Source organism: Streptomyces sp. Je 1-332 (assembly GCF_040730185.1).
Taxonomy (GTDB): domain Bacteria; phylum Actinomycetota; class Actinomycetes; order Streptomycetales; family Streptomycetaceae; genus Streptomyces.
Window position 1 is genome coordinate 527,283 of sequence record NZ_CP160402.1, and the last position, 22,265, is coordinate 549,547.

The window sequence follows — 22,265 nt, forward strand, 5'->3', positions numbered from 1 at the left end:
CTGCCCACCGCCCGACAGGCCCCTCCGTAAGAGCCCCTCTCCACCGAAGGAAGCAGCACATATGAGCGCTCATGAATGGACGAGACGTCAGGTCCTGAACACCGCGGCAGGTGCGGGCGTCGCGCTCGGCGGCGCATCGGCTCTCCTCGGACCCGGCGTCGCCCAGGCTCATGACGGCAAGCCCACACCAGGAAACCGAATGAAGATCATCGCCATCGAGGAAGCCATCATGCTGCCCGGGCTCATCACCCAGGGCACAGCACTGAACGGCGCGATCCCCTTCAAGCCCGAAGTCATCGCGCAGTGGATGAAGCGGCTTCCGGACGTCACCGAGTACCGCCTCGCCGACATGGACGAGAACGGCGTCACCATGCAGGTGCTCTCCCTCACGCCACCCGGTGTGCAGATGCAGCCGGACGCGGCCATCGCCGTGCGGGACGCGCAGCACGCCAACGACACGCTGGCCGGCATCATCGCCGCGCACCCCACCCGCTTCGGTGGCCTCGCCGCCCTGCCCCTCCAGAACCCCACGGCAGCCGTACGGGAAGCCCGACGCGCCATGAACGACCTCGGGATGGCGGGGTTCCTGGTCAACGGCCACACCTGCGGCCACTATTTGGACGAGCCGCAGTTCCGGGAGGTGTGGGCCGCGCTCGAGGAACTCGGCGCCGCTCTGTACCTGCATCCGACTCCCGCGGCCGCCGGTGAATGGGGTTTGCCGCAGGGCCGTCCGGAGCTCAACGGCCCCCTGTACACATGGGCGGCCGAGACGGGCGGGCACGCCCTGCGCGTCATCCTCGGCGGAGTCTTCGACGACTTCCCCGGCGCCAGGCTCATCGTGGGACACATGGGTGAGTTCCTGCCCTTCCACATGTCCCGCCTCGACGTCCAGATCGAGAACATCACCACGCGCGTGGCGCTGAAGCGCAAACCCTCCGAGTACCTCTCCGACAACATCGCCATCACCACCTCGGGCGTGATGGACGACAACATGCTGCAGGCCGCCATCAAGGCCGTGGGCATCGACAACGTCCTCTTCGCCATCGACTATCCCTTCGAGAAGAGCGCACAGGCCGTCGAGTTCCTGCGCAACGCCCACGTGCCGAACACGCACCGCAGGCAGATCGCCCACCGCAACGCCGAACGCATCCTGCACCTGTAACCCACCGCGTACGCCATTTCGAGACTCCCCCGCAGGCACCACCGCGCCCCGCACCGTGCTGAACTCGGTGCGGGGCGCGGGCGGACGCGTCGCTATAGTTGATATCGACTGCCGGACGGCCGAAGCGAGGTATACACCGTGGCGACACCCCGAGGGGCCCTCCAGCCCATCACGTCACGGTCCGTGGTCGAGCAGGCCACCGAGGAGCTGCGCCGAGCGATCCTGGCCGGCTCCCTGGCTCCCGGCGGGGAGTACTCACTGCGCGAGCTCGCCGGCATGCTCGACATCAGCTTCATTCCCATCCGCGAGGCCCTGCGCAGTCTGGAGAGCGAGGGTCTCGTCGTCATGCGGCCGGGCCGCAGCGCGATCATCGCCCCGCTCAACCTCGATGACCTGCACGGCATTTACCGCCTGCGGCGCGCCTTGGAGCCGGAGATCGCGCGACGCTCGTGCGGCCTCCTGACGGACGAGGAGCTGGACCGGCTGGACGCGCAGGCCGCCGACTTCGGCGCCAGGGATCACGGCATGGCCGACATCTACGACGACCATCACGCCTTCCACCTGGCCCTGTTGGCGCCTGCCGCCACCGTCTGGGACATCCGAGTCCTCACGACGCTCTGGCGCGCGGCCGAACGCTACATCCGCATCGGCTTCGGCCAGCTCGACCCCGATCCCGCCGAACACGAGCGGCGGGGCAAGGCGCACGCCGACCTCCTGGCCGCCTTCCGCACCCGCGACGCCGACACCGTCGCCGCCGCCGTCGAGCAGCACCTCGCCCGCAACGAGAAGATCGCCATCTCGGCCCTCTCCTGAACGCCGAGGCCATCGGGCGGTGTCCGCAACCCTTTGAGGTGGTCGCGGACACCGCCCGATGTTCTTACGAGGACGACGCACCCGCCGACTAGGGAGCGAGGGGCGCTTCGGAGGGTGTGCCGGCCTGCGCGGCGGTGGTGGACGGACGCCGGACCGTCCTGAGGCTTCCGATCAGGGCCGCGCCCAGGAACGCGGGGACCACGAAGGCGTAGAAGCCCGCCTTGGACGAGCTGATCAGCACCGTGACGGCGGCCAGATAGCTGGGGCCGACGATCGCGCCGATGCGCCCCACGCCGAGGCTGAAGCCGAGCGCGGTGCCGCGCAGGCGCGCCGGGTGCGCATGCGCCACGTAGATGTTGACAAGCGCCTGGGTGCCGAGGGCCCCGAACCCGGCGACGGCGGAGGCCACGAGGAGCAGGGGCCGCGGCTGCGGTGTGCTGAGGGTGATCATGGCCGCGGCCGCGAGCAGGAAACTGACCATCGTGGCGACCTTGAGGAGCCCTCGGTCGGCGATCAGGGCGGCCCCTATGGTGCCGATGACGGCCCCGGCGTTGAAGGCGATGGAGAACTCGAGCGACGAACTCAGGTCGTACCCCGAGTCGACCATCAGCGTGGGCAGCCAGGTGCTGGCCCCGTAGACGATGACGAGTCCGGCGAACGTGGCCGCCCAGAACAGCAGGGTCGCCCTGCGGTACTGCGGGGTGAGCAGTTGACCGAGTCGGTTGGCGGAGGCATCGGGCTCGGGCTCGGCGAGGGGGCGGCTCGGCTCGGAGGGGTTGCGTGCCGCGTGGTCCCGCACCACGGCGGGGACCAGGCGCCACACCACGGGGACCAGCACGAGGGGAATGACGCCGAAGAGGAAGAGCGTGCGGAAGTCCCCTTCCGGCAGGAGGGTCCGGCCGATGACACCGGTGATGATGCCGCCTATGGCCAACCCGGTGGTGGCGGTGCCCACTTGGAGTGCGTGGCGGGCGGGCGTCGCCGCTTCACTGACGTACGCGGTGACGAGGGGGATCAGGGCACCTATGCCCATGCCGGTGAGGAAGCGTGTCGCCGCGAACAGCGTGAGGTCACCGGCCACGGCGCTCAGGAGCATGCTCAGGGACAGCCACACCAGACTGACCACCATGGGGAGGCGGCGGCCGTACAGGTCACCGGCCCAGCCGGCGGCGATGGAACCCAACGGCATCCCCAGTGCGGTGAGACTGCCGAGCAGCCCCAGCGTCGACTTGGTGACGTCCCAGTCGGGATGGGCGAGGAGGGAGGGGCCGACCGCACCCAGGATGAAGAGGTCGTACCCCTCGATGCACAGGATGACGAGCCCGAGGGCCACCGCGGGGCCGGGGCGCGGCCCGGTCCCGGACTTGGCAGGGGTGGAGGTCATGTTCGTACTCCTCATGAGGAACCGCATGGGTGGAGAGGACACGGCGCTGCCGATGGAGGGGTGCAAGGCATGGGCTCACTCAGGCCGCAGGGCTCTGCCGTGGAGACGCATCGCTGGGCGTCGCTGTCCCTCTTGACGCTCCACCTCGCATGGCCGCACTATCACCGTAATCATCATGCTGAATTTCGCACAAGAGGAGTGACAGTGGCATCGACGTCGGTATCGGGACCGAGAAGCGTGGCACCGAAGCTCGAGGTCATCGTGGCGAGCACGCGTCCCGGCCGCGTGGGTCCGGCCATCGCAAGTTGGATCGAGGCACACGCGGTGGAACACGGTGGCTTTCCGGAGGTGGAAGTCGTCGACCTGGCGGAGCTCGACCTGCCGTTCATGAACGAACCGCTGCATCCGCGCCTCGGCCGGTACACCCACCAGCACACCCGCGACTGGAGCGCCAAGGTGAGCGAGGCGGACGCCTTCGTGTTCGTCATGCCGGAGTACAACTACGGCTACAACGCCGAACTCAAGAACGCCATCGACTACCTGCACGACGAGTGGAAGTACAAGCCCGTCGGCCTGGTCAGCTACGGGGGCGTCTCGGCGGGCACGCGTGCCGCACAGATGATCAAGCAGGTGGTCACGACGCTGAAGATGACCCCTGTCTTCGAAGCGGTCTCCATTCCCTTCGTCCAGGAGTTCATCGACGACGGCCGGTTCACCCCGAACGAGATCATGACCTCCTCGGCGAAGGCGATGCTCGACGAACTCACCCGGGTAGCCACCGCACTTGGGCCCCTGCGGACGACGGACGTACTTTCGGCACCCTGACCGGCGATCCTCGACCCCATCAGGTGATGGATGGCCACTGAAGGTTCTCCGGAGGGTTGCTGTTATCACATATAGCGGCTACTTTCGGCCCGAACCCAACCCCTCCCCCTCCCCACTCGTCTGCCAGAAAGGCACCACCATGTGCATCAGCGACAGGAATCGACGTGACTTCTTCAAGACGGCCGCCGGAGCAGGAATCGCCGTCGCAGGTGTGCAGGCGCTGGCGGTGCCCGGCACAGCTGACGCCCAGGAAGGCAAAGCTCACGCCCAGGAGCGCGCCGCCGGCTTCGGCGGCAACGTCGCGTTGACCAATGTGCGGGTATACGACGGCCGTGAGCTGACCGCCCCACGCACCGTGGTCATCGAGAACGGACGCATCGGCGTCAGCGCTTTCGGCGCACGCAGAATCGACGGCGGCGGCGCGACCCTGCTGCCCGGCCTGATCGATGCCCACATCCACCTCCAGGACGTGAGCACCCTCCAGCAACTGGCCGGCCACGGCGTCACGACCGGCCTGGACATGGCCTGTTTCCCGCCCTCGGTCGTCGACTCGCTGCGCCGACGGCCCGGCCTGACGGACATCCGCAGCGCCGGCACACCGGCCGTCGCGCCCGGCAGCCCCCAGAGTCAGCTGCCGACCTTCCCGGCGGACGCGGTCCTCACCGGACCGGAGCAGGCGGCTCAGTTCGTGCGGGCCCGGATCGCCGAAGGGTCGGACTTCATCAAGATCATCGTCGATGAGTCGGGCCTGACACAGGAAACCATCACCGCCCTGACGACGGCGGCCCACTCATCCGGCAAGCTCGTCATGGCCCACGCGACCACCGCCGCCACGGCGGAGCGGGCGCTGACCGCGGGCGTCGACATGATTCATCACGTCCCCCTCGACAGCGCGCTGCCGGCCACGGTCGCGGCACGCTACGCCTCCGACGGCACCGTCGCCGTACCCACCCTGACCATGATGCAAGGCTTCGCCGACCTCGGGATACCGGGCATGGACTACGCGGCCGCCGAGGGCAGCGTCGCCGCCCTGCGTCGGGCCGGTGCGCGAATCCTTGCGGGCACGGACGCCAACCACACGCCGGGCATACCGGTGCAGCCGCCGTTCGGCATCAGCCTGCACCACGAGTTGGAGCGGCTGATCCACGCGGGACTCACCACCCGTGAAGCGCTGAACGCCGCGACCAGCCTGCCCGCCCAGTCCTTCGGGCTGCGCGACCGCGGCGTCATCCGCCCCGGGTACCGCGCCGACCTCCTCCTCATAGGCGGCGACCCGCTCGCCGACATCACCAACACCCGTAAGATCCAGCGCGTTTGGGTCGGCGGCATCGAGTACCCCCCTGCCGTCTGAGCGGTTCTCGGACCCTCGCGGTCAACTCGTCTCCCGGCCGGGAGACGACAGACCTGACCGGAGGCCACGACGGCCTTCCGGCGCCGGACGGCGCACCCGGTCGGCAAGCTCGATGATGGCCCCGTGCGCCGCGCCTGCACGGGGCCATCATCAATTCGTCGCGCCTGTCCGGCAGTTCACCCGGTGACATCCAGTGCGGCGCGGATGATGCTGTCGGTGTCGATCTGGTGGTAGCGGTAGACCTCGTCCAGGGAGCCCGACTGGCCGAAGCGGGTCACGCCGAGCCTGCGGACCGGGACGTGATGGATGGTGGCCAGGAAGGCGAGGGTGTGCGGGTGGCCGTCCAGGACGGTCACCATCGGGGTGGCGCGTTCCGCGGGGAAGGCCTGGTCCAGGATCCAGTCGGCGGCCTCGCCGTGCCCGGCGCGGGCATCAAGGGCCTTGTAGAGGAGTCCGGGACTCGTCACGCACACGACGTCGGCCGGGACCCCCAGGCGCTGGAGGCGGTCCGCAGCGGTCAGGGCCTCGGTCACCACAGCTCCCATGGCGGCGATGGTGACCCGGGCGCCCTCCTGCCGCCGCAACGGGTAGGCGCCGGCGACCACTTGGCGGCGGCGCCGCTCCCGGGCCGCGGGGTCGGTGGGGACATCGGCGAGGGTCTGGTCGACAGGCCGGGTCGAAAGACGCAGATAGGCGGAGCCGCCGTCGGGCCTGCCGAGGCGGGACAGGGCGGACAACAGCGTCCACTCGGTGTCCAGGGCGAACGCCGGCTCCCAAGTGGTGCATCCCGGTTGCTCGATGCCGAGAGAAGGGGTCGTGATGGACTGGTGGGCGCCGCCCTCGGGCGCGAGGGTGACACCGGAAGGGGTCCCCACCAGGATCGACTGCCCACCGGCGTAGATACCGAAGGACCATGGTTCCAGGGCACGTTGAACGAAGGGGTCGTACAACACGCCGATGGGCAGCAGGGGTTCACCCCAGCGACTCCAGGTGGCCCCGAGCTCCCCCAGCAGCCCGACCAAGTTGGTCTCGGCGATGCCCAGTTCGACGTGCTGACCGGTCGGCCGCTCCCTCCAGTGCAAGATGGTCTCGGCGTCGTCGGCGAACCAGTCCACGCGCTCGGTCGGCGACCAGACGCCGACCTTGTTGACCCAGCCGCCCAGGTTGGTGGACGAACTGACGTCCGGACTGACCGTCACCACCCGCCGCGCCGCCTCGGGCGCGGTCCGGGTCAGGTCGAGCAGCACCCGGCCCAGGGCCGCCTGGGTCGTCGCCACACCCGTCGGCGTACGGCCGATGTCGCTCGGCACCACGGGAGGCTGCACCGCGGGAACGGCTTCGCGACGCAACCGCGTTGCGGTCTCCTCGCACAGGCGAGCCGCCGCAGAGTCGGCGGCGAAGCTCTCCCAGGGATTGTCCGGGTCGGCCCCCACTTCAACCGCGAGTTCAGCCATCTGCTGCTCCGTCAGCAGGGAGGAGTGGTTCTGCGGGTGTCCCTGGGTGGGCAGGCCGTACCCCTTGACGGTGTACGCGAAAATCACCGTGGGCCGGTGGTCCTCCACCGCGGACAGCGCGGTGTCGAGGGCGGCCAGATCATGACCGCCGAGATTGCGGACCGCCTCCATCAGAGTGGTGTCGTCCGTCTCGGCGAGCAGGTCCGAAACGGCCGCGGCCTCGGGTCCGGCCCCCGGCAGCCTTTCTCTCAACTCACCGGCCGAGCACCGCAGCAGGCGCTGGTACTCGGGATTGGACATGGCGTCGATGCGGGCCCGCAGGGCGTGACCTCCGGGGCGGGCCATCAACTTCTCCAGGAGGGTGCCGTACTTGAGCGTCAGCACCTGCCAGCCGGCGGCCGCGAACATGCCGTGCAGGCGGCCCGCTGCGATGTTCGGCACGACGCGGTCCAGGGACTGGCGGTTCAGGTCGACGATCCACACCAGCTCACCGAGGTCTGCGACCTGCGGGTCCAGGACCGCCTCCCACACCGCGCCTTCGTCCAGCTCCGCGTCCCCCACCAGCGCGTACTGCCGACCGGTGAAGCCACCTCGGTCGCTCTTCCCGGCGTAGCGGCGGGCCAGGGCGCCCCAGATCGTCGCCGTCACCCCGATGCCCACCGATCCGGTCGAGTAGTCGACCGGATCGGGGTCCTTGGAGCGGCTGGGATAACTCTGCAGGCCCCCGAAGGCCCGCAGGGTGGGCAGGTACGAGGCGTCCAGCTCGCCGAGCAGGTGATTGATCGCGTGCAGGACGGGCGAGGCGTGCGGCTTGACCGAAACCCTGTCCTCGGGGCGCAAATGGCGGAACCACAAGGCGGTCATGATCGACACCATGGAGGCGCACGAGGCCTGGTGCCCGCCGACCTTGAGCCCCGAGGGGTTGGGGCGCACCCGGTTGGCGTGATGCACGATCGAGCTGGACAGCCACAGGACACGGTCCTCGATCTCGTGCAGTACGTCGAGGGCTGCCGCCGTGGACCGTGGAAACGCCGGGGTCTGCGGGGAGGTGGTGGGCGCGGTGGTCCGCGGGGAGGTGGCTGGTGCGGGAGTCCGCGGGGAGTCGGATGGTGCGGTGGTCATGGCGGAACGGTCTCCTCGCGCTCGGCACACCCGGCACGCAGACGTGCGACCGACTGTGACATGGGACGTACCACGGCGGCGTGAAGAGCGCACCGGGTGTGCCCCGGCGCACGTCAGGCCGGCTGACGACCGGGGCTCGGTCGGCGGCGTGCTGCCAGGGGCGGGATCGTTGCGGACGAGGAGACCACCGGGCCAGGATGCTGCACAAGAACCTGCGAGCAATTTGCGCAGAATGCACAACCACCAGCCCTCTCAGCCCCGGAAGGTGCGCACTGTGCCCAACCCCGAACGGATCGACCCCACCGATGCGCGGCTGCTTCTGGCCCTCGCCGCTCATCCTCGTGCCACCGCGGTGGCGCTCGCCGAAGCGAGTGGGTTGAGCCGCAACACCGTCCAGGCACGTCTTGCGGCACTCGACCGCAGCGGCGCCGTGAAGTCCTTCGAGCGGCGCATCGATCCGGCATCCCTCGGCTATCCGCTCACCGCCTTCGTCACCACTCAGGTCGCCCAACGCCGGCTGGACGAGGTCGCGAACGCGCTGGCCGCGATTCCCGAGGTCCTGCAGGTGCACGGGCTGACCGGTGACACCGACCTGCTGGTGCATGTGGCCGCGACCGACGCCGAGAATCTCTATGCCGTGGCCGGCCACATCCTCGACATCCCCGGAGTGGAACGCACCAGTACGGCTCTGGTCATGCGCCAACTGGTCCCGTATCGGCTCGCCCCGCTGTTGCGTCGCACCGCCGGGCGCTGAGCCCGGTCGGCCATGCGATCGAGGAATTGGTCCGCCGGACTGCTTGCTGTTATCACATATAGCGTCTTACTGTGTGATCAGCGCCGCAGCCGTCGCGAGGGCGAGCCGCTGGGCCTTCCTCTCGTCCAGAGGCCCACGTCTCGCGTAGGCGCGGCGAAGCGGGGCTCCCCGTCGACAACACGCTGATTGGAGCCGCCTACAGGTGACTGACCAGCAGTTACGCGAGTCGGCGGCCGGTGTGCGTCCGACCAGCCGATAGCCCCGTCCACCAGAAACACAGGAGCCACTCCGTGCGCATCGCCAACCTCTCCGGCCGCCTGGTCCTCGTCGTCGACGGCCGAGCCGTCGACGTCGAGGAGGCCAGTGACGGCCGCTTCACCGCGGACCCGCAGGCCGTCTACGAGCGATGGGAGGAGTTCCGCGAGTGGGCGGCGCAGGCCCGCCTGCCCGAAGGAGCCGACTTCGACCCCGGCCACCTCGACGCCCCCGCACCCGCCCCGCGCCAGGTCATCGCCGCCGGTCTCAACTACCGCGATCACGCCGCCGAGTCGGGATTCGCACTGCCCGAGAACATGCCGCCGGTCTTCACCAAGTTCGCCACCAGCATCACCGGACCCGTCACCCAGGTCACCCTCCCGCCCGGCGGTCACACCGACTGGGAGATCGAACTGGTCGCCGTCATCGGCTCCCGCGCCCACCACGTCACCTCCGAGGCGGCCTGGGATCACGTCGCCGGGCTCACCGTGGGCCAGGACCTGTCCGAGCGCATCACCCAACTCGACGGCCCCGCACCCCAGTTCAGTCTCGGCAAGTCGTTCCCGGGCTTCGCACCCATCGGCCCCTGCCTGGTCACCCCCGACGAGTTCGACGACCCCGACGACCTGGGACTGCGCTGCACCGTGAACGGCGAGGAGGTCCAGAAGAGCCGCACCAGCGACCTGATCTTCTCCGTGCCCGAGCTGATCGCCCGCCTGTCCTCGGTACTTCCCCTGCTGCCCGGCGACGTGGTCTTCACCGGAACCCCGGCCGGTGTCGGCCTGGGCCGTGACCCACAGCGGTGGCTCGCCCCCGGCGACGAACTGATCAGCACGATCGAGGGCATCGGCGAACTGCGCCAGCGCTTCACCGCGGCCACCTGACACGTCACCACTCCCGCACTCCCGCACCGAGCGACACATACTGAGAGTGCGGGCGCACCACCCACCACCGGTGGGCGCCCGCAGATTCGATCGAGGAGGATCGAATGACCGCCACACCGAAGTTCGCCCACGTCGTCTTCCAGACCAGCAACCCCACCGCGATGCGGGACTGGTACTGCGCCGTTCTCGACGGACACGTGGTGTTCCAGAACGAAAACCTGTGCTTCATCACCTACGACGAGGAACACCACCGCGTCGCGCTGCTCACCCCGCCGGTTCCCCTGGAGCGCAAGACGCCCACGACGGCCGCGGCGCACCACGTCGCGTACACCTTCGAACACCTCGACGACCTCCTCACCCGCTACGAGCTGCTGCGCGACAAGGACGTCACTCCCGCCGTGTGCATCGCCCACGGCGTCACCACGTCCATGTACTACCAGGACCCGGACGGCAGCTTCGTCGAGATGCAGATCGACAACTTCGCCGACCCGGACGAGGCGACCGGCTACATGAACGGACCGGAGTACAGCGCCGACGCCGTCGGCCCCGCCTTCGACCCCGAGGCCATGCTCTCCGCCCGCCGCTCGGGCGCCACCGTCGAGGAACTGGTCCACCGCTCCTGGGCCCTCAAGAGCAAGCTGCCCGACCCGATGCTGGTCCTCACCGGGGCCGTTTGAGCGCGGGAGCTGGGTCAGGCCCTACAGGGGTGCCGGGGGCGAGGCCGGCACCCCGTCGGCGCGCCACCAGCCGACGCGCGCCAACCGACGCAACTGCCGGTTGCCTCGCACCGTCATCCGCCCGGCCATCCGCCCATGCCCACCGTCCGAAGGAACCCGTTGAACGACACGCCTTCACTGAGCAAACCGAACTCGCCCCGCCACCAGGCCGACTGCTTCATGTGCGGCCTGGAGCAGAGCCAGGACACCACCGCCGTCGTCTTCCGCGACCCCCTGTGGTCGGGCGAGATGGTGCCCGGCTATGACGTGCCCGGCTGGTTCGTCCTGCGGGTACGTCGACACGCTGAGCGCATCACGGGACTCGACGACGCTGAACTGGCCTCGTTTGCCCGCCGTGCACGGGACTTGGTGGCGGCCGTCACCGAGGCAACCGGCGCCCCTGCGACGTACCTGCTCGTCTTCGGGGAGAACCACCCGCACTTCCACGCGCTCATCACGGCCCGCGGCGAACACGTCCCCGAGGACCGGCGCAGCGGGAACATCCTGCGACTCCGCCTGGAACAGGCCGACGCGAAGGCATCCGAGGCCTTGGTCCCCGCAGTACGCGACGCCTACGAACGCCTCGCCGGCGAAGCCACACACGTGCTGTCTTCCCCTTGAGGAACCACGAAGACCAGGACCAACGCACTGCCGCCCCGACCGCGAGGCAGAACAGCCTCGGGGCCGGGGCGGGGCACGAATCCTCCGGATACTCAGCTCACGCCGACGGCACACTCCAGGTTGACCCGCACCGGCGCGGCAGTCGCAGCGAGGACGTCCTGCGGGGTGACACCAGGAGCCGTCTCCGTCAGGACCAGGCCTGCCTCGGTGATGTCGAGTACCGCGAGGTCGGTGATGATGCGGTGGACGCACGCGCGGCCCGTCAGGGGCAAGGTGCACTCCGGGACGATCTTCGGGGTGCCGTCCTTCGCGGTGTGTTCCATGAGGACGATGACGCGGCGCGCGCCGTGCACCAGGTCCATCGCGCCGCCCATCCCCTTGACCATCTTGCCGGGGATCATCCAGTTGGCGAGGTCTCCGCGGGCCGAGACCTGCATGGCACCCAGGACGGCGGTGTCGATGTGGCCGCCGCGGATCATGCCGAAGGACAGCGCCGAGTCGAAGAAGGCGGCGCCGGGCAGGACCGTGACCGTCTCCTTGCCCGCGTTGATCAGATCCGGGTCCACGGCGTCCTCGGACGGGTAAGGGCCGGTGCCCAGGATGCCGTTCTCCGACTGGAGGACCACGTGCACGCCCTCGGGTACGAAGCCGGGGATGAGGGTGGGCAGGCCGATGCCCAGGTTGACGTAGTCGCCGTCGTTGAGTTCGGCCGCCGCACGCGCTGCCATCTCGTTTCTGGTCCAGGGCATCAGGCGTGCACCGTTCCTCGTGCCGTCGGCGCGGAAGTCGTACGCCGTTCGATCTGCTTGTCGGCGGCCTGCCGGGGTGTGAGGGCCACAACGCGCTGGACGAACACGCCCGGCAGGTGGACCTCGTCCGGGCTGAGGGCGCCCGGGTCGACGAGTTCCTCGACTTCAGCGATGGTCACGCGGCCCGCCATCGCTGCCAGGGGGTTGAAGTTGCGGGCCGACTTGTCGAAGACGAGGTTGCCGTGTCGGTCTCCGCGTGACGCACGGACCAGGGCGTAGTCGCAGGTGATGGCTTCCTCCAGGACAAAGTCGCGGTCGCCGAAGGTGCGGGTCTCCTTGGCCGGTGAGGCGATGGCGACACTGCCGTCGGAGTGGTGGCGCCAGGGGACACCTCCGTCGGCGAGCGGGGTGCCCACGCCCGCGGGAGTGTAGAAGCCGGGGATGCCGCAGCCTCCGGCGCGCAGGCGTTCGGCGAGGGTGCCCTGGGGGGTGAGTTCGACTTCGAGTTCGCCCGCGAGGTATTGGCGGGCGAACTCCTTGTTCTCTCCTACGTAGGAAGCGGTGACGCGGGCGATGCGTCCGCCGCCGAGCAGGATGCCGAGACCGTGCTCATCGGTTCCGCAGTTGTTGCCAACCACACGCAGTCCGCCCGCGCCCTGCGTGTGGAGGGCCTCGATGAGGGTGCTCGGGATGCCGCACAGGCCGAAGCCGCCGACGGCCAGGGATGCGCCGTCGCCTATGTCGGCCACTGCCGCCGCCGCGGAGGGGGATGTCTTGTCCATGCACGTCCTTCGGAGGTCTTCGTCAGTGGGGTTCTGCGCGTGTTACGAAAAGTTGCGTGGGATCGGCTCTTGCGAACGTCGCCGTGAGACGCGTCCGGGCCGTGCCGCGGCAGTGGCGGCCACGGCAGGGCCCGGACGCTTGGCAGTGCCCCGGCTTGTGGTGCCGGAGCACGACGGCGCATGGACCGTGCGGTGGTCCGTGCGCCGTGGTCAAAGGGCTCGTAAACAAGGGGTGAGCCGCGGGAGTTGGCCCGTCGAACGTCGACAGGAACCGGTACTGGCCCGGCGGCCGGGCCGCGGACCTACCGCTCGGCCGCGGCCGTAAGCGTTCCGGGCGCCGGTGCGCGGTCGGCCGCGGTGGCGGGATGCCGCAACTGCTCGCGCAACTGGCCGACGAGTTCGCGCAGACCAGGCGCGTCCGTGGTGGCGCCGAACAGATAGAAGTCCGGCCGGATGACGGCGGCGGCATGTCCGTGCTCGCGCATGTGAGGCAGGTAGCCGTCGGGCGCGTCGAGGTAGCCCTCGGGTGGCGGGTCGTCCTCGTAGAGCGGCACCAGGGTCGCACCGATGTCGGTGAGGAAGGCGCGATCCGTGGCGTCGAGGGCGGCCGACGGGCCTGTCCCGTCGGTCAGGATCGTGAAGCCGCCGCCGGTGAGGTCATCGAGCAGGGCGGTGCGCCCCCGGTGCGTGACCTCGTACTGCGGCGTGAGGTGGCCGACGTTCGCGGCGCGGCTGCCGTCGGACGCCCGCGCGAGGATGCCGTCGCCAAGGACGGGCGGTGGAGTGGGAGGCAGCGCATGCTGCGGGTCGGCGCCGGCGGCGATCATCCGGGCGTCGCGGGCGGCTGCGTCCTCGTCGTCGAGGACGCAGATGACCTGACCGAGAGCCATGGACATACCGATGGCGTGCTGGACGTGTTCGCTGCGCTCGGAGGTGTAGGTGTCAAGCAGGTCGGGCTCCGCGCGCCCGTCGAGGACCAGGTCCAGCTTCCAGGCCAGGTTGATGGCATCGCGGATTCCGGAGCACATGCCCTGTCCGGCGAACGGTGGCATCTGGTGGGCGGCGTCGCCGGCCAGGATCAGCCTGCCCTCGCGCCACCGGTCCACCCAGCGGGCCTGGAAGGTGTAGACCGTGTGCCGTGCGAGGGTGGTGTTCTCCGGTGTACGCCCCCAGGGTTCGAGAAGTCTCCAGGCTGCCTCCGGGGTCTTGAGGTCCTCGATGTCCTCGTGCGGCAGCCGGAGGAACTCCCAACGGCGCCGCCCCGGACCGCCGGAGACGATCGTGGTGGGCCGCCGCGGATCGCACAGCTGCCAGTTCATCGGGGACCATTGGGCCTGCTCGTGCGGTTGTGTGTCGACGATCAGCCAGTCGTAGAAGAAGCCGAGGTCGGTGACGGAGGTGTCCATGGCCGAGCGGACGAAGCTGTTGGCTCCATCGGCACCGATGACGTAACGGGCATGGACCTCACCGCGGCCGTCGCCGTCGCGCGTGCCGCCGCTCGTGCTCAACTGCACGTATCCATCGCGGGGTTGCAGGCCCGTGACCTCACAACCGCGCCGCACGGTGACCGAGGCCAAACTCTCGGCGGCCTCGGCGAGGACGGCTTCCAGCTCTGGCTGGCTGAAGAAGTTGGCGGTGGGCCAGCCGGAGGGTCCGTTGCCGGACCAGTCGATGCGCACCAGCGGTTGACCGGCCGCGTTGCGCCACTCGTAGTGATCGGGCACCGGATCGGTGACCGCGCGTATCTCCTCCCCCACTCCCGCGGCCTGGAAGATGCGGGCGATCTCGTGGTCGAAGTGCGCGGCGCGGGGCAGGGGGTATGGGTCGGGCCAGCGCTCGAGGGCTACGACGTCGTGTCCGGCCCGGCCGAGGAGCAGGGCCAGCATCTGGCCCACGGGCCCGAAGCCGACGATCGCGATGTCGTGCATCTTCGGGGTGCTTCCGCTCATGGCTCCACTTCCGCTCATGGCTCTCTACCTCGGCTCACTGTGGGTTCCGGTCATCAAGGCGGCGAGATCCTCGGGGGCCAGGAACGAGGGCGGGGGTGGCGGGCCCCAGTTGAACAGGCCTTTGGCGCCTTCCAGGACCTCCGGTGTCCACAGTTGGTCGTCGACGACGCAGTCCATGTCGGAGTAGTACTCGCTGAAGTTGCCTGCCGGATCCTTGAGGTACCAGAAGAAGTTCGAGCCCGCGTGGTGACGGCCCAGGCCCCAGACGTGACGCTCGGGGTGGTCCTCCAGCATCGCGGCGGCGCCGCGACCGACCTCGTCGATGTCGTCGACCTGCCAGGACGAGTGGTGCAGGAAGGCGACCGGCGCGGACAGGACCAGGATGTTGTGGTGGTCGGTGGAGCAGCGCAGGAACGCCCCGTGGTCCTTGATGTAGTCGGACGCCTTGAAGCCGAGGCCGTCGCGGAAGAACGCGGTCGTGGCGTCGAAGTCGGTGGTGCCGACGACGGCGTGGCCCAGCTTGCGGGGGCGTACCGGATGCGTGCGCAGGATGCCGGGCGCCCGGCGGCCGGTGCGGTCGGTGCGGCCCGGCCCGTTGTAGGCGGTGGCCGGGACCGGTTCCTGGGTCAGACGGGGTACGACTTCCAGGACGGCGCGCACCGCGGTGGCTTTGTCGTACGCGGTAAGGGTCCCGGCGTCGACAGTGCTCTCGGTGCCGAGCCGCTTCAGCCGGGAGCCGGCCGAGGACAGGTCCTCGGGCGTGTCGACGCCGATCCGCACTTCCACCAGACGGCGGGTCGGCGCGTGCACGATACGGAGCTGGCGTCCGGCGTCCTGGGTGGTGAACCACCCGTCGCCGTCCGGAGTGAGACCGAAGTCGGCGTAGTAGGCGGCGGTCGTGGTGACGTCGGGGACCCCCATGGTGATGGAGGTCAGACGGTGCAGTGCCATGGAGGACTCCTTTGTCCGGCGGGTCCGCTGGTCCGGGAAGGGGCCGCTGGGGGTCAGGCGACGAAGGTCTGGCGCAGTTCGCCGATGCCCTGCACGGCGCTGACGAGTTCGTCGCCGGGCGCCAGGAAGCGCTGGGGGTCGCGGCCGAGTCCGACGCCCGCGGGTGTGCCGGTGAAGATGACGTCGCCGGGCAGCAGGGGCAGGACGGCGGACAGGCGCGCGATGAGGGCGGGCACGGAGTGGATCAGGTCGCGGGTACGGCCCTTCTGGACCTCCTCGCCGTTGATCGCACAGCGCAGTTCCAGGTCGTCGGGGTCGTCGAACTCGTCCGGCGTGACGAGCCACGGCCCGATGGGCGCGAACCCGGGAAAGGACTTGCCCAGACTGAACTGCGGTGCGGGTCCCGCCAGTTGCTGCACACGCTCGGAGATGTCCTGCCCGACCGTGAGGCCGGCGACGTGCCCCCAGGAGTCGGCCTCGGAGACACCCTCGGCGCGACGGCCGATGACGGCCACCAGCTCGACCTCCCAGTCGGTGTGGCCGTTCGCCGGCAGTTTCACCTCGGTGACCGGTCCGCTGATGCTGGTGACGAACTTGGTGAACACCGGCGGCAGCCCTTCGGGCGCGGCGAATCCGGACTCGGCTGCGTGGTCGCCGTAGTTGAGTCCGATCGCCAGCGTCTGCCGGGGAGCCGGGGCCGGGGAACCCAGGTCGCGCGCCTCGAAAGGCGTGCCTGCGGGCAGGTCGGCCGTGGTGGCCCAGGTACGGAACTCCTCCCACCGATCGTAGACAACCTGGGGGTCGGGGGCGAAGGCGCCGTCACTGGCCTCTTCGACGTCCACGGCCCGTCCGTCGACAATGAGGGCCAGACGGCCGGAAAGGTTGGCCATGCGCATGATGTGTCTCCGGGGCTGGGGAAGGAGCCGGACAGGGGCGAGGCGGCCGGGCAGGAGAGGGAAGGCGACCCGTCGGAGACGACGCGACCTTGCCCACCCGGCGGCAATTCAGCATGATGATTACCTTGATGTTGCGCTCCGCCGAGCTGCAGCGTCAAGGGTTCTCATCAAAATGAGCATGATGAATATGGATGATCGAGGAGACGATGTGAGTTCCACCCCCGACCGTGCTGTCCGGCGCCCCACCCCGGAAGCCGCTCCTTCCGGCAGCTACAGCGGCTCACCCCGGCAGACACCGTCGGGGCGGGCCGAGCGCGCCGCGGACAAGGTGGCGGAGCTCATCGAAAGCGTCGCGCCCGGCTCCCGGCTGGGCACCAAGGAGGATCTGCGAACGCTGTGCGGAGTGTCCGTCGGCACCTTCAACGAAGCGCTGCGGCTCCTGCAGGCACGCGGCCTGGTCACCGTGAAACCGGGGCCGGGCGGCGGCTTGTTCAGCGCCGAGCAGTCCCCCATGGTCCGGCTCGGCAACTCCGTCCTCGCGCTGGACGCGCAGGCGAACGACGTGGCCGACGCTGTACGCATCCGCGACGCCCTCGACCCCCTGATGATCGAGGACGCCCTCTGGCACGCCTCCCCGGCGGACATCGCGGGGCTGCGTCTCCACATCGACGCCATGGGAGAGGCCGTGGACGCCGCCGACCCGGTCGCCTTCGTCCACGCCAACTGGCGTCTGCACGCCGCCATCGCCGCGATCAGCCCGAACGCGCTGCTCAGCTCGCTCTACACGCATCTGCTCGACCTGATCGAGGGCCACACCCTGTCCGTGCTGCCGACCAGCGACCAGCCCCTGGGCGAGTACATCGCGCAACGGCACCATCTGCACCGCGACCTCGTCGACGCCCTGGACCGGCGCGACCGCGACGATGCCCTGCGGCTCATCCACGAGCACAACACCACGCTCCAGACCGCCGAGGACTCCCCCACGCCGTGAGGACGCCCGTCAACCACGGCAGCCGTCCGACCCTGATCACTCGTGCGTTACGCGGGCTGAAGTCGCCCCATCTGACACACCCAAGGGGCTGGCGTCGCACCGAGTCTGCGGACATGACGCGCCCCGGGAGGCGGAACAAGGGAGAGGGGCCACCAGCCGCCGCGTTCCTCACGTCTCACACGCGTCTCACCAACAGCGTTGACGTCCCTGGAGCAGAGAGACCAGACCTACGCGTACGCTTTCGAACTGGACCAGCTGGACCCCATGAGACGCCTTCGCCAACCTGCGCCATGTGGGACCGGATCGCACCGTCCGCCCAGCCTGGCCACCGGAGGCCACAAAGCGCCCGGGCGATCCCCGCCCCGCCTGACGACCGATCCCCGACGTCTGCGCATCGCCGGCGGGAAGAAGCACGAGCCGACCATCGCGACGATCACCGACATCCAGGATCATCGCCTCACAGTTATCCGCTCCAGGCTTCGCAGGGTCCGCCCCCAGCACCCGCCGACTCGTCATAGGAGGCTGTGCGTGCCGTCGGTCCCACCAAGACCCGGACCATACGCGGGCCAACTCCCCATATTGAACCTGTCGCACTGGCATCCTTGCTGGTCAGACGGGCTTACCGCCTGTACCGCCACCAGACGAAGAACCTTCTCGTGTCGTACTCGCCGAAGAAGCTGGGCTTCTTCTAAGCGCAGAAGCTCGGCCTCTTCCAGAGGCCGCCGGACCACGACCCAGGGCCTCGGCCACGCCGCGGCCCTGCTGTCGTCGTCTATCCGGTCATGGGCGGGGAATCAGGCGTCCCCGACGCCTACTACCCGCTGCACCGCCTGCTGAGCGGCGTAGAAATCGGCGTCAGAGACGCCGGGGTCGTCCTCGACCTGGTCGAGCCAGTCCGAGATCTCCTCAGCCGTCCACAGGTCGAAACCCTTTGGAATGTCCAGCGTCGTCGTACTGGACCGCAGCTCCTCGGCAGCAACCGCTTCAGTGACGCTGCGTGTGCTCACTTCCGTCAACGTGGCTCTCCCTTCGGGATGTGTGGGGTACCGGACGGGCGACCATGCCAGAGGCCTCCCGGGGATGTCCAGCTCGTCGCCCTCGCGTTCGCCGCGCGGTGCCGTGTGCGAGCAGTCAGCGGCCGGCCTGCGCCAGGACGTCGTTCAGTGCGCTCCCCAGTGGGAGGTCGATGCGGCGGGCGGCCCAGTGATCACCGCGGGTAGGACCCTGGTTCACGATCAGAACCGGGGCACCGGCCTGCGCCGCTTGGCGCACGAAGCGCAGCCCGGACATCACCGTCAGTGAAGAGCCAAGGACGAGCAGCGTGGTCGCTCCGTCGACCAGGCTCCGGCACGCCGCCACGCGCTCGGGCGGCACGTTCTCACCGAAGAACACGACGTCCGGCTTGAGTCCCTCTTTGCCGCATGCCGCGCACGCCACCACCTGGAACTCACGCACTGCCTCGTCGGGCAGGTCCACGTCGCCGTCAGGATTCACCCGCGCCGCGCGGTGCTGCTCGACCATGGCCTCGAACCCCGGGTTGGCCGCCCGCAGCCGGGCGTCGAGCTCCGAGCGCGCGGTGGCATGACCGCAGAAGAGGCAGGTCACGCGGCTGAGGCTGCCGTGCAGCTCGACGACGTCCCGCGCCCCCGCGGCCTGCTGCAGCCCGTCGACGTTCTGCGTGATCACACCCGTGACGAGTCCCGTTCCGGCCAGGGCCGCGACCGCCCGGTGACCGGAGTTCGGGCGGGCCCGGGTCAGGGACCGCCAGCCGAGCTGGCTGCGGGCCCAGTACCGCCGACGTGCGTGAGCGCTGTCGGTGAACTCCTGAAACGTCATGGGCACGTGGTTGCGACGAAAGGCTCCGCGCTCCCCGCGGTAGTCCGGGATACCGGACTCCGTCGACAGGCCCGCTCCACTGAGCACTACGACGCCTCCCGCACGCACAGCGTCGACGACCGCCGACACATCGGTCGAGGCGGGAGGCAGGTCGCCGCGCGGCTCCCAGGTCAACGTGGGTCGCGTCCTCATGCCCGCCAGCTTACGTACAGAGTGACCGGATAAAGTGCGCGCGTTGACAGTCCGGCTACTTGTCGGCAGTCCGGCTACTTGTCGGCCGTCCGGCTGCATATCGGCAATCCGGCTACTTGTCGGCAGCCGGCAGTCGGCAGTCCGGCTGCTTGAGGAGGGGAAGCGTGACCGACACCAGCGAAACCCGGCCCGCGGACGGTACGGCGCGAGCGACCGAGCAGAGCCGACTGCGCCGCCTGATGCGCTACATCCCCCTGATCGCCCCGGTCCTGCTGTGGACCGTCCCCTGCTGGGTGCTCCTGCACGCCGGCCAGCACTGGCCGCTCCCTGTGGCGCTGGGCGGCACCGCACTGTTCGTCCTCGGCCTGATCACCATGCCGCTCACGATGGCGCGCGGCCACGGAAAACGGCAGCAGGACCGGGCGGCGATCGTCGGAGACACCCTCCTCGGGACCGGCTGGGTCCTGTTCACCTGGTCCGTCCTGCTCGGCGTCCTGCTTCGCCTCGTCCTGGCCGTGGCCGGAGTGGGCGACGGTCAGGACCGGGCCCGGATCGTCACCTGGGCGGTGATCGGCACAGCCGCCGTGCTGCTCGCCTGGGGGTACGCCGAGGCCCGCAGGGTGCCACGGGTCCGCCGCCTCGACGTGCAACTCCCGCGCCTGGGAGCCGGATTGGACGGCACGCGGGTCGTCCTCATCACCGACACCCACTACGGCCCACTCGACCGCGCACGCTGGTCGGCGCGGGTCTGCGCGAAGGTCAACACCCTGGAGGCCGACCTGGTCTGCCACACCGGCGACATCGCCGACGGCACGGCCGAACGCCGCCGCGCCCAGGCCGCTCCGCTCGGCACCGTGCAATCCACCCGGGCGCGGGTCTACGTCACCGGAAACCACGAGTACTACAGCGAGGCCCAAGGCTGGGTCGACCTGATGCACGAGCTGGGCTGGGCGCCGCTGCGCAACCGGCATCTGCTGCTCGAACGCGGCGGGGACACCCTCGTGGTCGCCGGCGTGGACGACGTCACCGCCGAGTCCTCCGGTCTGGCAGGCCACCGCGCCCACCTCGCCGGAGCCCTGGACGGAACCGACCCCGAGCTGCCCGTCCTGCTCCTGGCCCACCAGCCCAAGTTCATCGACCGGGCCGCGGAGGGCGGCGTCGACCTCCAGCTCTCCGGCCACACGCACGGCGGCCAGATCTGGCCCTTCCACCACCTCGTCCGCATCGACCAGCCCGCCCTCGCCGGTCTCAGCCGCCACGGCACCCGCACGCTCCTCTATACCAGCCGCGGCACCGGCTTCTGGGGCCCACCGTTCCGCGTCTTCGCCCCCAGCGAGATCACCCTGCTGGTACTCCGCTCCCCCCAGCGGCCCGCCACGCCATGACCCACGGCGGGCTGCCGTATCAGGAGCGGGTCGGCGTCGTGATCAGGAGCGGGTCGGTGTCGTGCCGCCCGCGCCCTCGTTCGCAGCACCCGAGATGGCGTCCGGGGCGGCCCCGACAGGGAGCCGCTCCTCAAGAGCATTGCGTTGGATGCAGGTGTCCACGGCAGGGCTGACCGCCGTCAGGGCGACGCAGATGCCGACCAGGTCCAGGGCCTCGCAGATGCCGAGCAGCGTGTACAGGCTGGCGTTGTCGCAGTAGGTCACGGCCGACAGGTCCAGCAGCAGGCGTCCGCGTATCTGGGGCTGGGCCGCGAGAAGCACCACGGCTTCCCGCAGGTCGGCCGAGGTGGAACCATCCAGCTCACCCGTGAGTGCGACCATGATTCCGGATCCGCCCTGGTCATGCCCCTGCTGGATGACCAGACGGGGCAGAGGAGGCTCGCTCATCGTCAGTCCCGAATGCCTGCCGATCCGCCTCACTGCCGAAGCGAATCCTGGCAGCCCGAAGATACCCTCCCTGGACACCCTCTGTTCCCTGTTGCGCACCCGCACACCACCGTCGGCAGGCCGCTCGGCGCCGTCGGAGCTCTGTGAGATCGGCGCTCTGCGAAACCTGACCATCCGGGGGATCTCACGGCAATCCTGTTTCACCGGCGCCACTCCCGGTCACCCGAAACTGACAGGCTCCGGTGTCGAAGAGCGCGCTGGAGCATCCGGCAGCAGAGATGGGACGGCGCTTCACCATGGCCACAGCAACGGCACGAGACATCATGACCGGCGGCGCGCAGTGCGTGCAGGCACACGACAACGCACTCGACGCGGCACGCAAGCTGACGGAACTTCAGGTGGGCGCCCTGCCGATCTGCGGCGAGAACAACCGGCTCGTCGGCGTCGTGACCGACCGCGACATCGTGGTGCGGGTCCTCGGAGCGGGGCTCGATCCCGCGGAGGTCGAGATGGGCACCCTGGCGCAGGGGAAGGCCGTGACGATCGGCGCGGACGACGACGTGGACGAGGTCTTCACGACCATGACCCAGCACAAGGTCCGGCGCCTGCCGGTGATCGACGGCACGGACCTCGTAGGCATGGTCGCCCTCGCGGACGCCGCCCGAGCTCTCGACGCCCCCGAAGCCGGACGCCTCATCGAGGCTCTCTCCACCGACTGAGTCCTCGCTGGATCCCACAACCGGCGC

General features: G+C 69.6%; 21 protein-coding genes. 11 read left to right on the forward strand and 10 right to left on the reverse strand.

Translation table 11 applies throughout. The annotated features are described in order from the left end of the window. The first annotated feature begins 61 nt into the window (after window positions 1–61). Together ABXJ52_RS02475 and ABXJ52_RS02480 are read left to right on the forward strand one after the other, a co-directional pair. Complete coding sequence (locus tag ABXJ52_RS02475) at window positions 62–1,162, forward strand: amidohydrolase family protein (RefSeq protein ID WP_367038870.1); 1,101 nt, start codon at window positions 62–64, stop codon at window positions 1,160–1,162. A 138-nt stretch (window positions 1,163–1,300) separates the two neighbouring features. Continuing rightward, window positions 1,301–1,975: a GntR family transcriptional regulator gene (locus ABXJ52_RS02480; protein ID WP_367038871.1), complete on the forward strand. Its 675-nt coding sequence runs from the start codon at window positions 1,301–1,303 to the stop codon at window positions 1,973–1,975. 88 nt (window positions 1,976–2,063) lie between these two features. Here ABXJ52_RS02480 and ABXJ52_RS02485 read toward each other — a convergent pair whose 3' ends face one another. Next, a complete protein-coding gene (locus tag ABXJ52_RS02485; protein ID WP_367038872.1) occupies window positions 2,064–3,359 on the reverse strand; it encodes an MFS transporter in 1,296 nt (431 codons plus the stop codon). 237 nt (window positions 3,360–3,596) lie between these two features. Here ABXJ52_RS02485 and ABXJ52_RS02490 point away from each other — a divergent pair, with 237 nt between their 5' ends. Together ABXJ52_RS02490 and ABXJ52_RS02495 are read left to right on the forward strand one after the other, a co-directional pair. Next, window positions 3,597–4,184 carry an NAD(P)H-dependent oxidoreductase gene (locus ABXJ52_RS02490; protein WP_367038873.1) on the forward strand — a complete coding sequence of 196 codons (588 nt, stop codon included), beginning with the start codon at window positions 3,597–3,599 and terminating at the stop codon, window positions 4,182–4,184. A gap of 139 nt (window positions 4,185–4,323) precedes the next feature. Further along, the gene (locus ABXJ52_RS02495) at window positions 4,324–5,535 is read left to right on the forward strand and encodes an amidohydrolase family protein (protein ID WP_367038874.1); all 1,212 of its coding nucleotides are present in this window, start codon (window positions 4,324–4,326) and stop codon (window positions 5,533–5,535) included. A gap of 176 nt (window positions 5,536–5,711) precedes the next feature. Here the strand turns inward: ABXJ52_RS02495 and ABXJ52_RS02500 are convergent, their stop codons facing one another. Continuing rightward, the gene (locus ABXJ52_RS02500; protein ID WP_367038875.1) at window positions 5,712–8,111 is read right to left on the reverse strand and encodes a pyruvate dehydrogenase; all 2,400 of its coding nucleotides are present in this window, start codon (window positions 8,109–8,111) and stop codon (window positions 5,712–5,714) included. A gap of 274 nt (window positions 8,112–8,385) precedes the next feature. Here ABXJ52_RS02500 and ABXJ52_RS02505 point away from each other — a divergent pair, with 274 nt between their 5' ends. The 4 genes from ABXJ52_RS02505 to ABXJ52_RS02520 all read left to right on the forward strand — a co-directional run bounded on the left by ABXJ52_RS02505 (window position 8,386) and on the right by ABXJ52_RS02520 (window position 11,341). Beyond that, window positions 8,386–8,865, forward strand: coding sequence for an Lrp/AsnC family transcriptional regulator (locus ABXJ52_RS02505; RefSeq protein WP_367038876.1), 480 nt, complete (start codon window positions 8,386–8,388; stop codon window positions 8,863–8,865). Window positions 8,866–9,155: 290 nt separating this feature from the next. Then, a complete protein-coding gene (locus ABXJ52_RS02510) occupies window positions 9,156–10,004 on the forward strand; it encodes a fumarylacetoacetate hydrolase family protein (protein ID WP_367038877.1) in 849 nt (282 codons plus the stop codon). A 104-nt stretch (window positions 10,005–10,108) separates the two neighbouring features. Further along, complete coding sequence (locus ABXJ52_RS02515) at window positions 10,109–10,681, forward strand: VOC family protein (protein ID WP_367038878.1); 573 nt, start codon at window positions 10,109–10,111, stop codon at window positions 10,679–10,681. A gap of 159 nt (window positions 10,682–10,840) precedes the next feature. Continuing rightward, complete coding sequence (locus ABXJ52_RS02520) at window positions 10,841–11,341, forward strand: hypothetical protein (protein ID WP_367038879.1); 501 nt, start codon at window positions 10,841–10,843, stop codon at window positions 11,339–11,341. A 92-nt stretch (window positions 11,342–11,433) separates the two neighbouring features. Here ABXJ52_RS02520 and ABXJ52_RS02525 read toward each other — a convergent pair whose 3' ends face one another. The 5 genes from ABXJ52_RS02525 to ABXJ52_RS02545 form a co-directional block, all read right to left on the reverse strand. Next, window positions 11,434–12,090, reverse strand: coding sequence for a CoA transferase subunit B (locus ABXJ52_RS02525; protein WP_367038880.1), 657 nt, complete (start codon window positions 12,088–12,090; stop codon window positions 11,434–11,436). Continuing rightward, window positions 12,090–12,872 carry a CoA transferase subunit A gene (locus tag ABXJ52_RS02530; RefSeq protein ID WP_367038881.1) on the reverse strand — a complete coding sequence of 261 codons (783 nt, stop codon included), beginning with the start codon at window positions 12,870–12,872 and terminating at the stop codon, window positions 12,090–12,092. The genes ABXJ52_RS02525 and ABXJ52_RS02530 overlap by 1 nt, the downstream gene beginning before the upstream one ends. A gap of 302 nt (window positions 12,873–13,174) precedes the next feature. After that, complete coding sequence (locus ABXJ52_RS02535) at window positions 13,175–14,821, reverse strand: bifunctional 3-(3-hydroxy-phenyl)propionate/3-hydroxycinnamic acid hydroxylase (RefSeq protein WP_367038882.1); 1,647 nt, start codon at window positions 14,819–14,821, stop codon at window positions 13,175–13,177. A gap of 24 nt (window positions 14,822–14,845) precedes the next feature. Continuing rightward, a complete protein-coding gene (locus ABXJ52_RS02540; protein WP_367038883.1) occupies window positions 14,846–15,772 on the reverse strand; it encodes a VOC family protein in 927 nt (308 codons plus the stop codon). A gap of 53 nt (window positions 15,773–15,825) precedes the next feature. Beyond that, the gene (locus ABXJ52_RS02545) at window positions 15,826–16,668 is read right to left on the reverse strand and encodes a fumarylacetoacetate hydrolase family protein (protein ID WP_367038884.1); all 843 of its coding nucleotides are present in this window, start codon (window positions 16,666–16,668) and stop codon (window positions 15,826–15,828) included. Window positions 16,669–16,876: 208 nt separating this feature from the next. Between ABXJ52_RS02545 and ABXJ52_RS02550 the strand changes: the two genes are divergently transcribed. After that, complete coding sequence (locus tag ABXJ52_RS02550) at window positions 16,877–17,659, forward strand: FCD domain-containing protein (protein WP_367038885.1); 783 nt, start codon at window positions 16,877–16,879, stop codon at window positions 17,657–17,659. A 794-nt stretch (window positions 17,660–18,453) separates the two neighbouring features. On the opposite strand, the gene ABXJ52_RS02555 is transcribed toward ABXJ52_RS02550, so the two are convergent. Together ABXJ52_RS02555 and ABXJ52_RS02560 are read right to left on the reverse strand one after the other, a co-directional pair. Further along, the gene (locus ABXJ52_RS02555; protein WP_367038886.1) at window positions 18,454–18,666 is read right to left on the reverse strand and encodes a hypothetical protein; all 213 of its coding nucleotides are present in this window, start codon (window positions 18,664–18,666) and stop codon (window positions 18,454–18,456) included. A gap of 124 nt (window positions 18,667–18,790) precedes the next feature. Then, window positions 18,791–19,687, reverse strand: a complete 897-nt coding sequence (locus ABXJ52_RS02560) for an NAD-dependent protein deacetylase (protein WP_367038887.1) — start codon at window positions 19,685–19,687, stop codon at window positions 18,791–18,793. A 164-nt stretch (window positions 19,688–19,851) separates the two neighbouring features. On the opposite strand from ABXJ52_RS02560, the gene ABXJ52_RS02565 reads away from it, so the two are divergent. Further along, a complete protein-coding gene (locus tag ABXJ52_RS02565; protein ID WP_367038888.1) occupies window positions 19,852–21,072 on the forward strand; it encodes a metallophosphoesterase in 1,221 nt (406 codons plus the stop codon). Window positions 21,073–21,114: 42 nt separating this feature from the next. On the opposite strand, the gene ABXJ52_RS02570 is transcribed toward ABXJ52_RS02565, so the two are convergent. Further along, the gene (locus ABXJ52_RS02570; protein ID WP_367038889.1) at window positions 21,115–21,519 is read right to left on the reverse strand and encodes an STAS domain-containing protein; all 405 of its coding nucleotides are present in this window, start codon (window positions 21,517–21,519) and stop codon (window positions 21,115–21,117) included. A 296-nt stretch (window positions 21,520–21,815) separates the two neighbouring features. Here ABXJ52_RS02570 and ABXJ52_RS02575 point away from each other — a divergent pair, with 296 nt between their 5' ends. Then, window positions 21,816–22,238, forward strand: a complete 423-nt coding sequence (locus ABXJ52_RS02575; RefSeq protein ID WP_367038890.1) for a CBS domain-containing protein — start codon at window positions 21,816–21,818, stop codon at window positions 22,236–22,238. Window positions 22,239–22,265: the final 27 nt, after the last annotated feature.

Excerpts from the sequence above, each read along its gene's own strand:
- ABXJ52_RS02475 (WP_367038870.1), top strand. The coding sequence starts at position 62 with ATGAGCGCTCATGAATGGACGAGACGTCAGGTCCTGAACACCGCGGCA.
- ABXJ52_RS02485 (WP_367038872.1), bottom strand. The coding sequence starts at position 3,359 with ATGACCTCCACCCCTGCCAAGTCCGGGACCGGGCCGCGCCCCGGCCCC.
- ABXJ52_RS02495 (WP_367038874.1), top strand. The coding sequence starts at position 4,324 with ATGTGCATCAGCGACAGGAATCGACGTGACTTCTTCAAGACGGCCGCC.
- ABXJ52_RS02500 (WP_367038875.1), bottom strand. The coding sequence starts at position 8,111 with ATGACCACCGCACCATCCGACTCCCCGCGGACTCCCGCACCAGCCACC.
- ABXJ52_RS02515 (WP_367038878.1), top strand. The coding sequence starts at position 10,109 with ATGACCGCCACACCGAAGTTCGCCCACGTCGTCTTCCAGACCAGCAAC.
- ABXJ52_RS02525 (WP_367038880.1), bottom strand. The coding sequence starts at position 12,090 with ATGCCCTGGACCAGAAACGAGATGGCAGCGCGTGCGGCGGCCGAACTC.
- ABXJ52_RS02530 (WP_367038881.1), bottom strand. The coding sequence starts at position 12,872 with ATGGACAAGACATCCCCCTCCGCGGCGGCGGCAGTGGCCGACATAGGC.
- ABXJ52_RS02535 (WP_367038882.1), bottom strand. The coding sequence starts at position 14,821 with ATGAGCGGAAGCACCCCGAAGATGCACGACATCGCGATCGTCGGCTTC.
- ABXJ52_RS02540 (WP_367038883.1), bottom strand. The coding sequence starts at position 15,772 with ATGGCACTGCACCGTCTGACCTCCATCACCATGGGGGTCCCCGACGTC.
- ABXJ52_RS02545 (WP_367038884.1), bottom strand. The coding sequence starts at position 16,668 with ATGCGCATGGCCAACCTTTCCGGCCGTCTGGCCCTCATTGTCGACGGA.
- ABXJ52_RS02560 (WP_367038887.1), bottom strand. The coding sequence starts at position 19,687 with ATGAGGACGCGACCCACGTTGACCTGGGAGCCGCGCGGCGACCTGCCT.
- ABXJ52_RS02570 (WP_367038889.1), bottom strand. The coding sequence starts at position 21,519 with ATGAGCGAGCCTCCTCTGCCCCGTCTGGTCATCCAGCAGGGGCATGAC.
- ABXJ52_RS02575 (WP_367038890.1), top strand. The coding sequence starts at position 21,816 with ATGGCCACAGCAACGGCACGAGACATCATGACCGGCGGCGCGCAGTGC.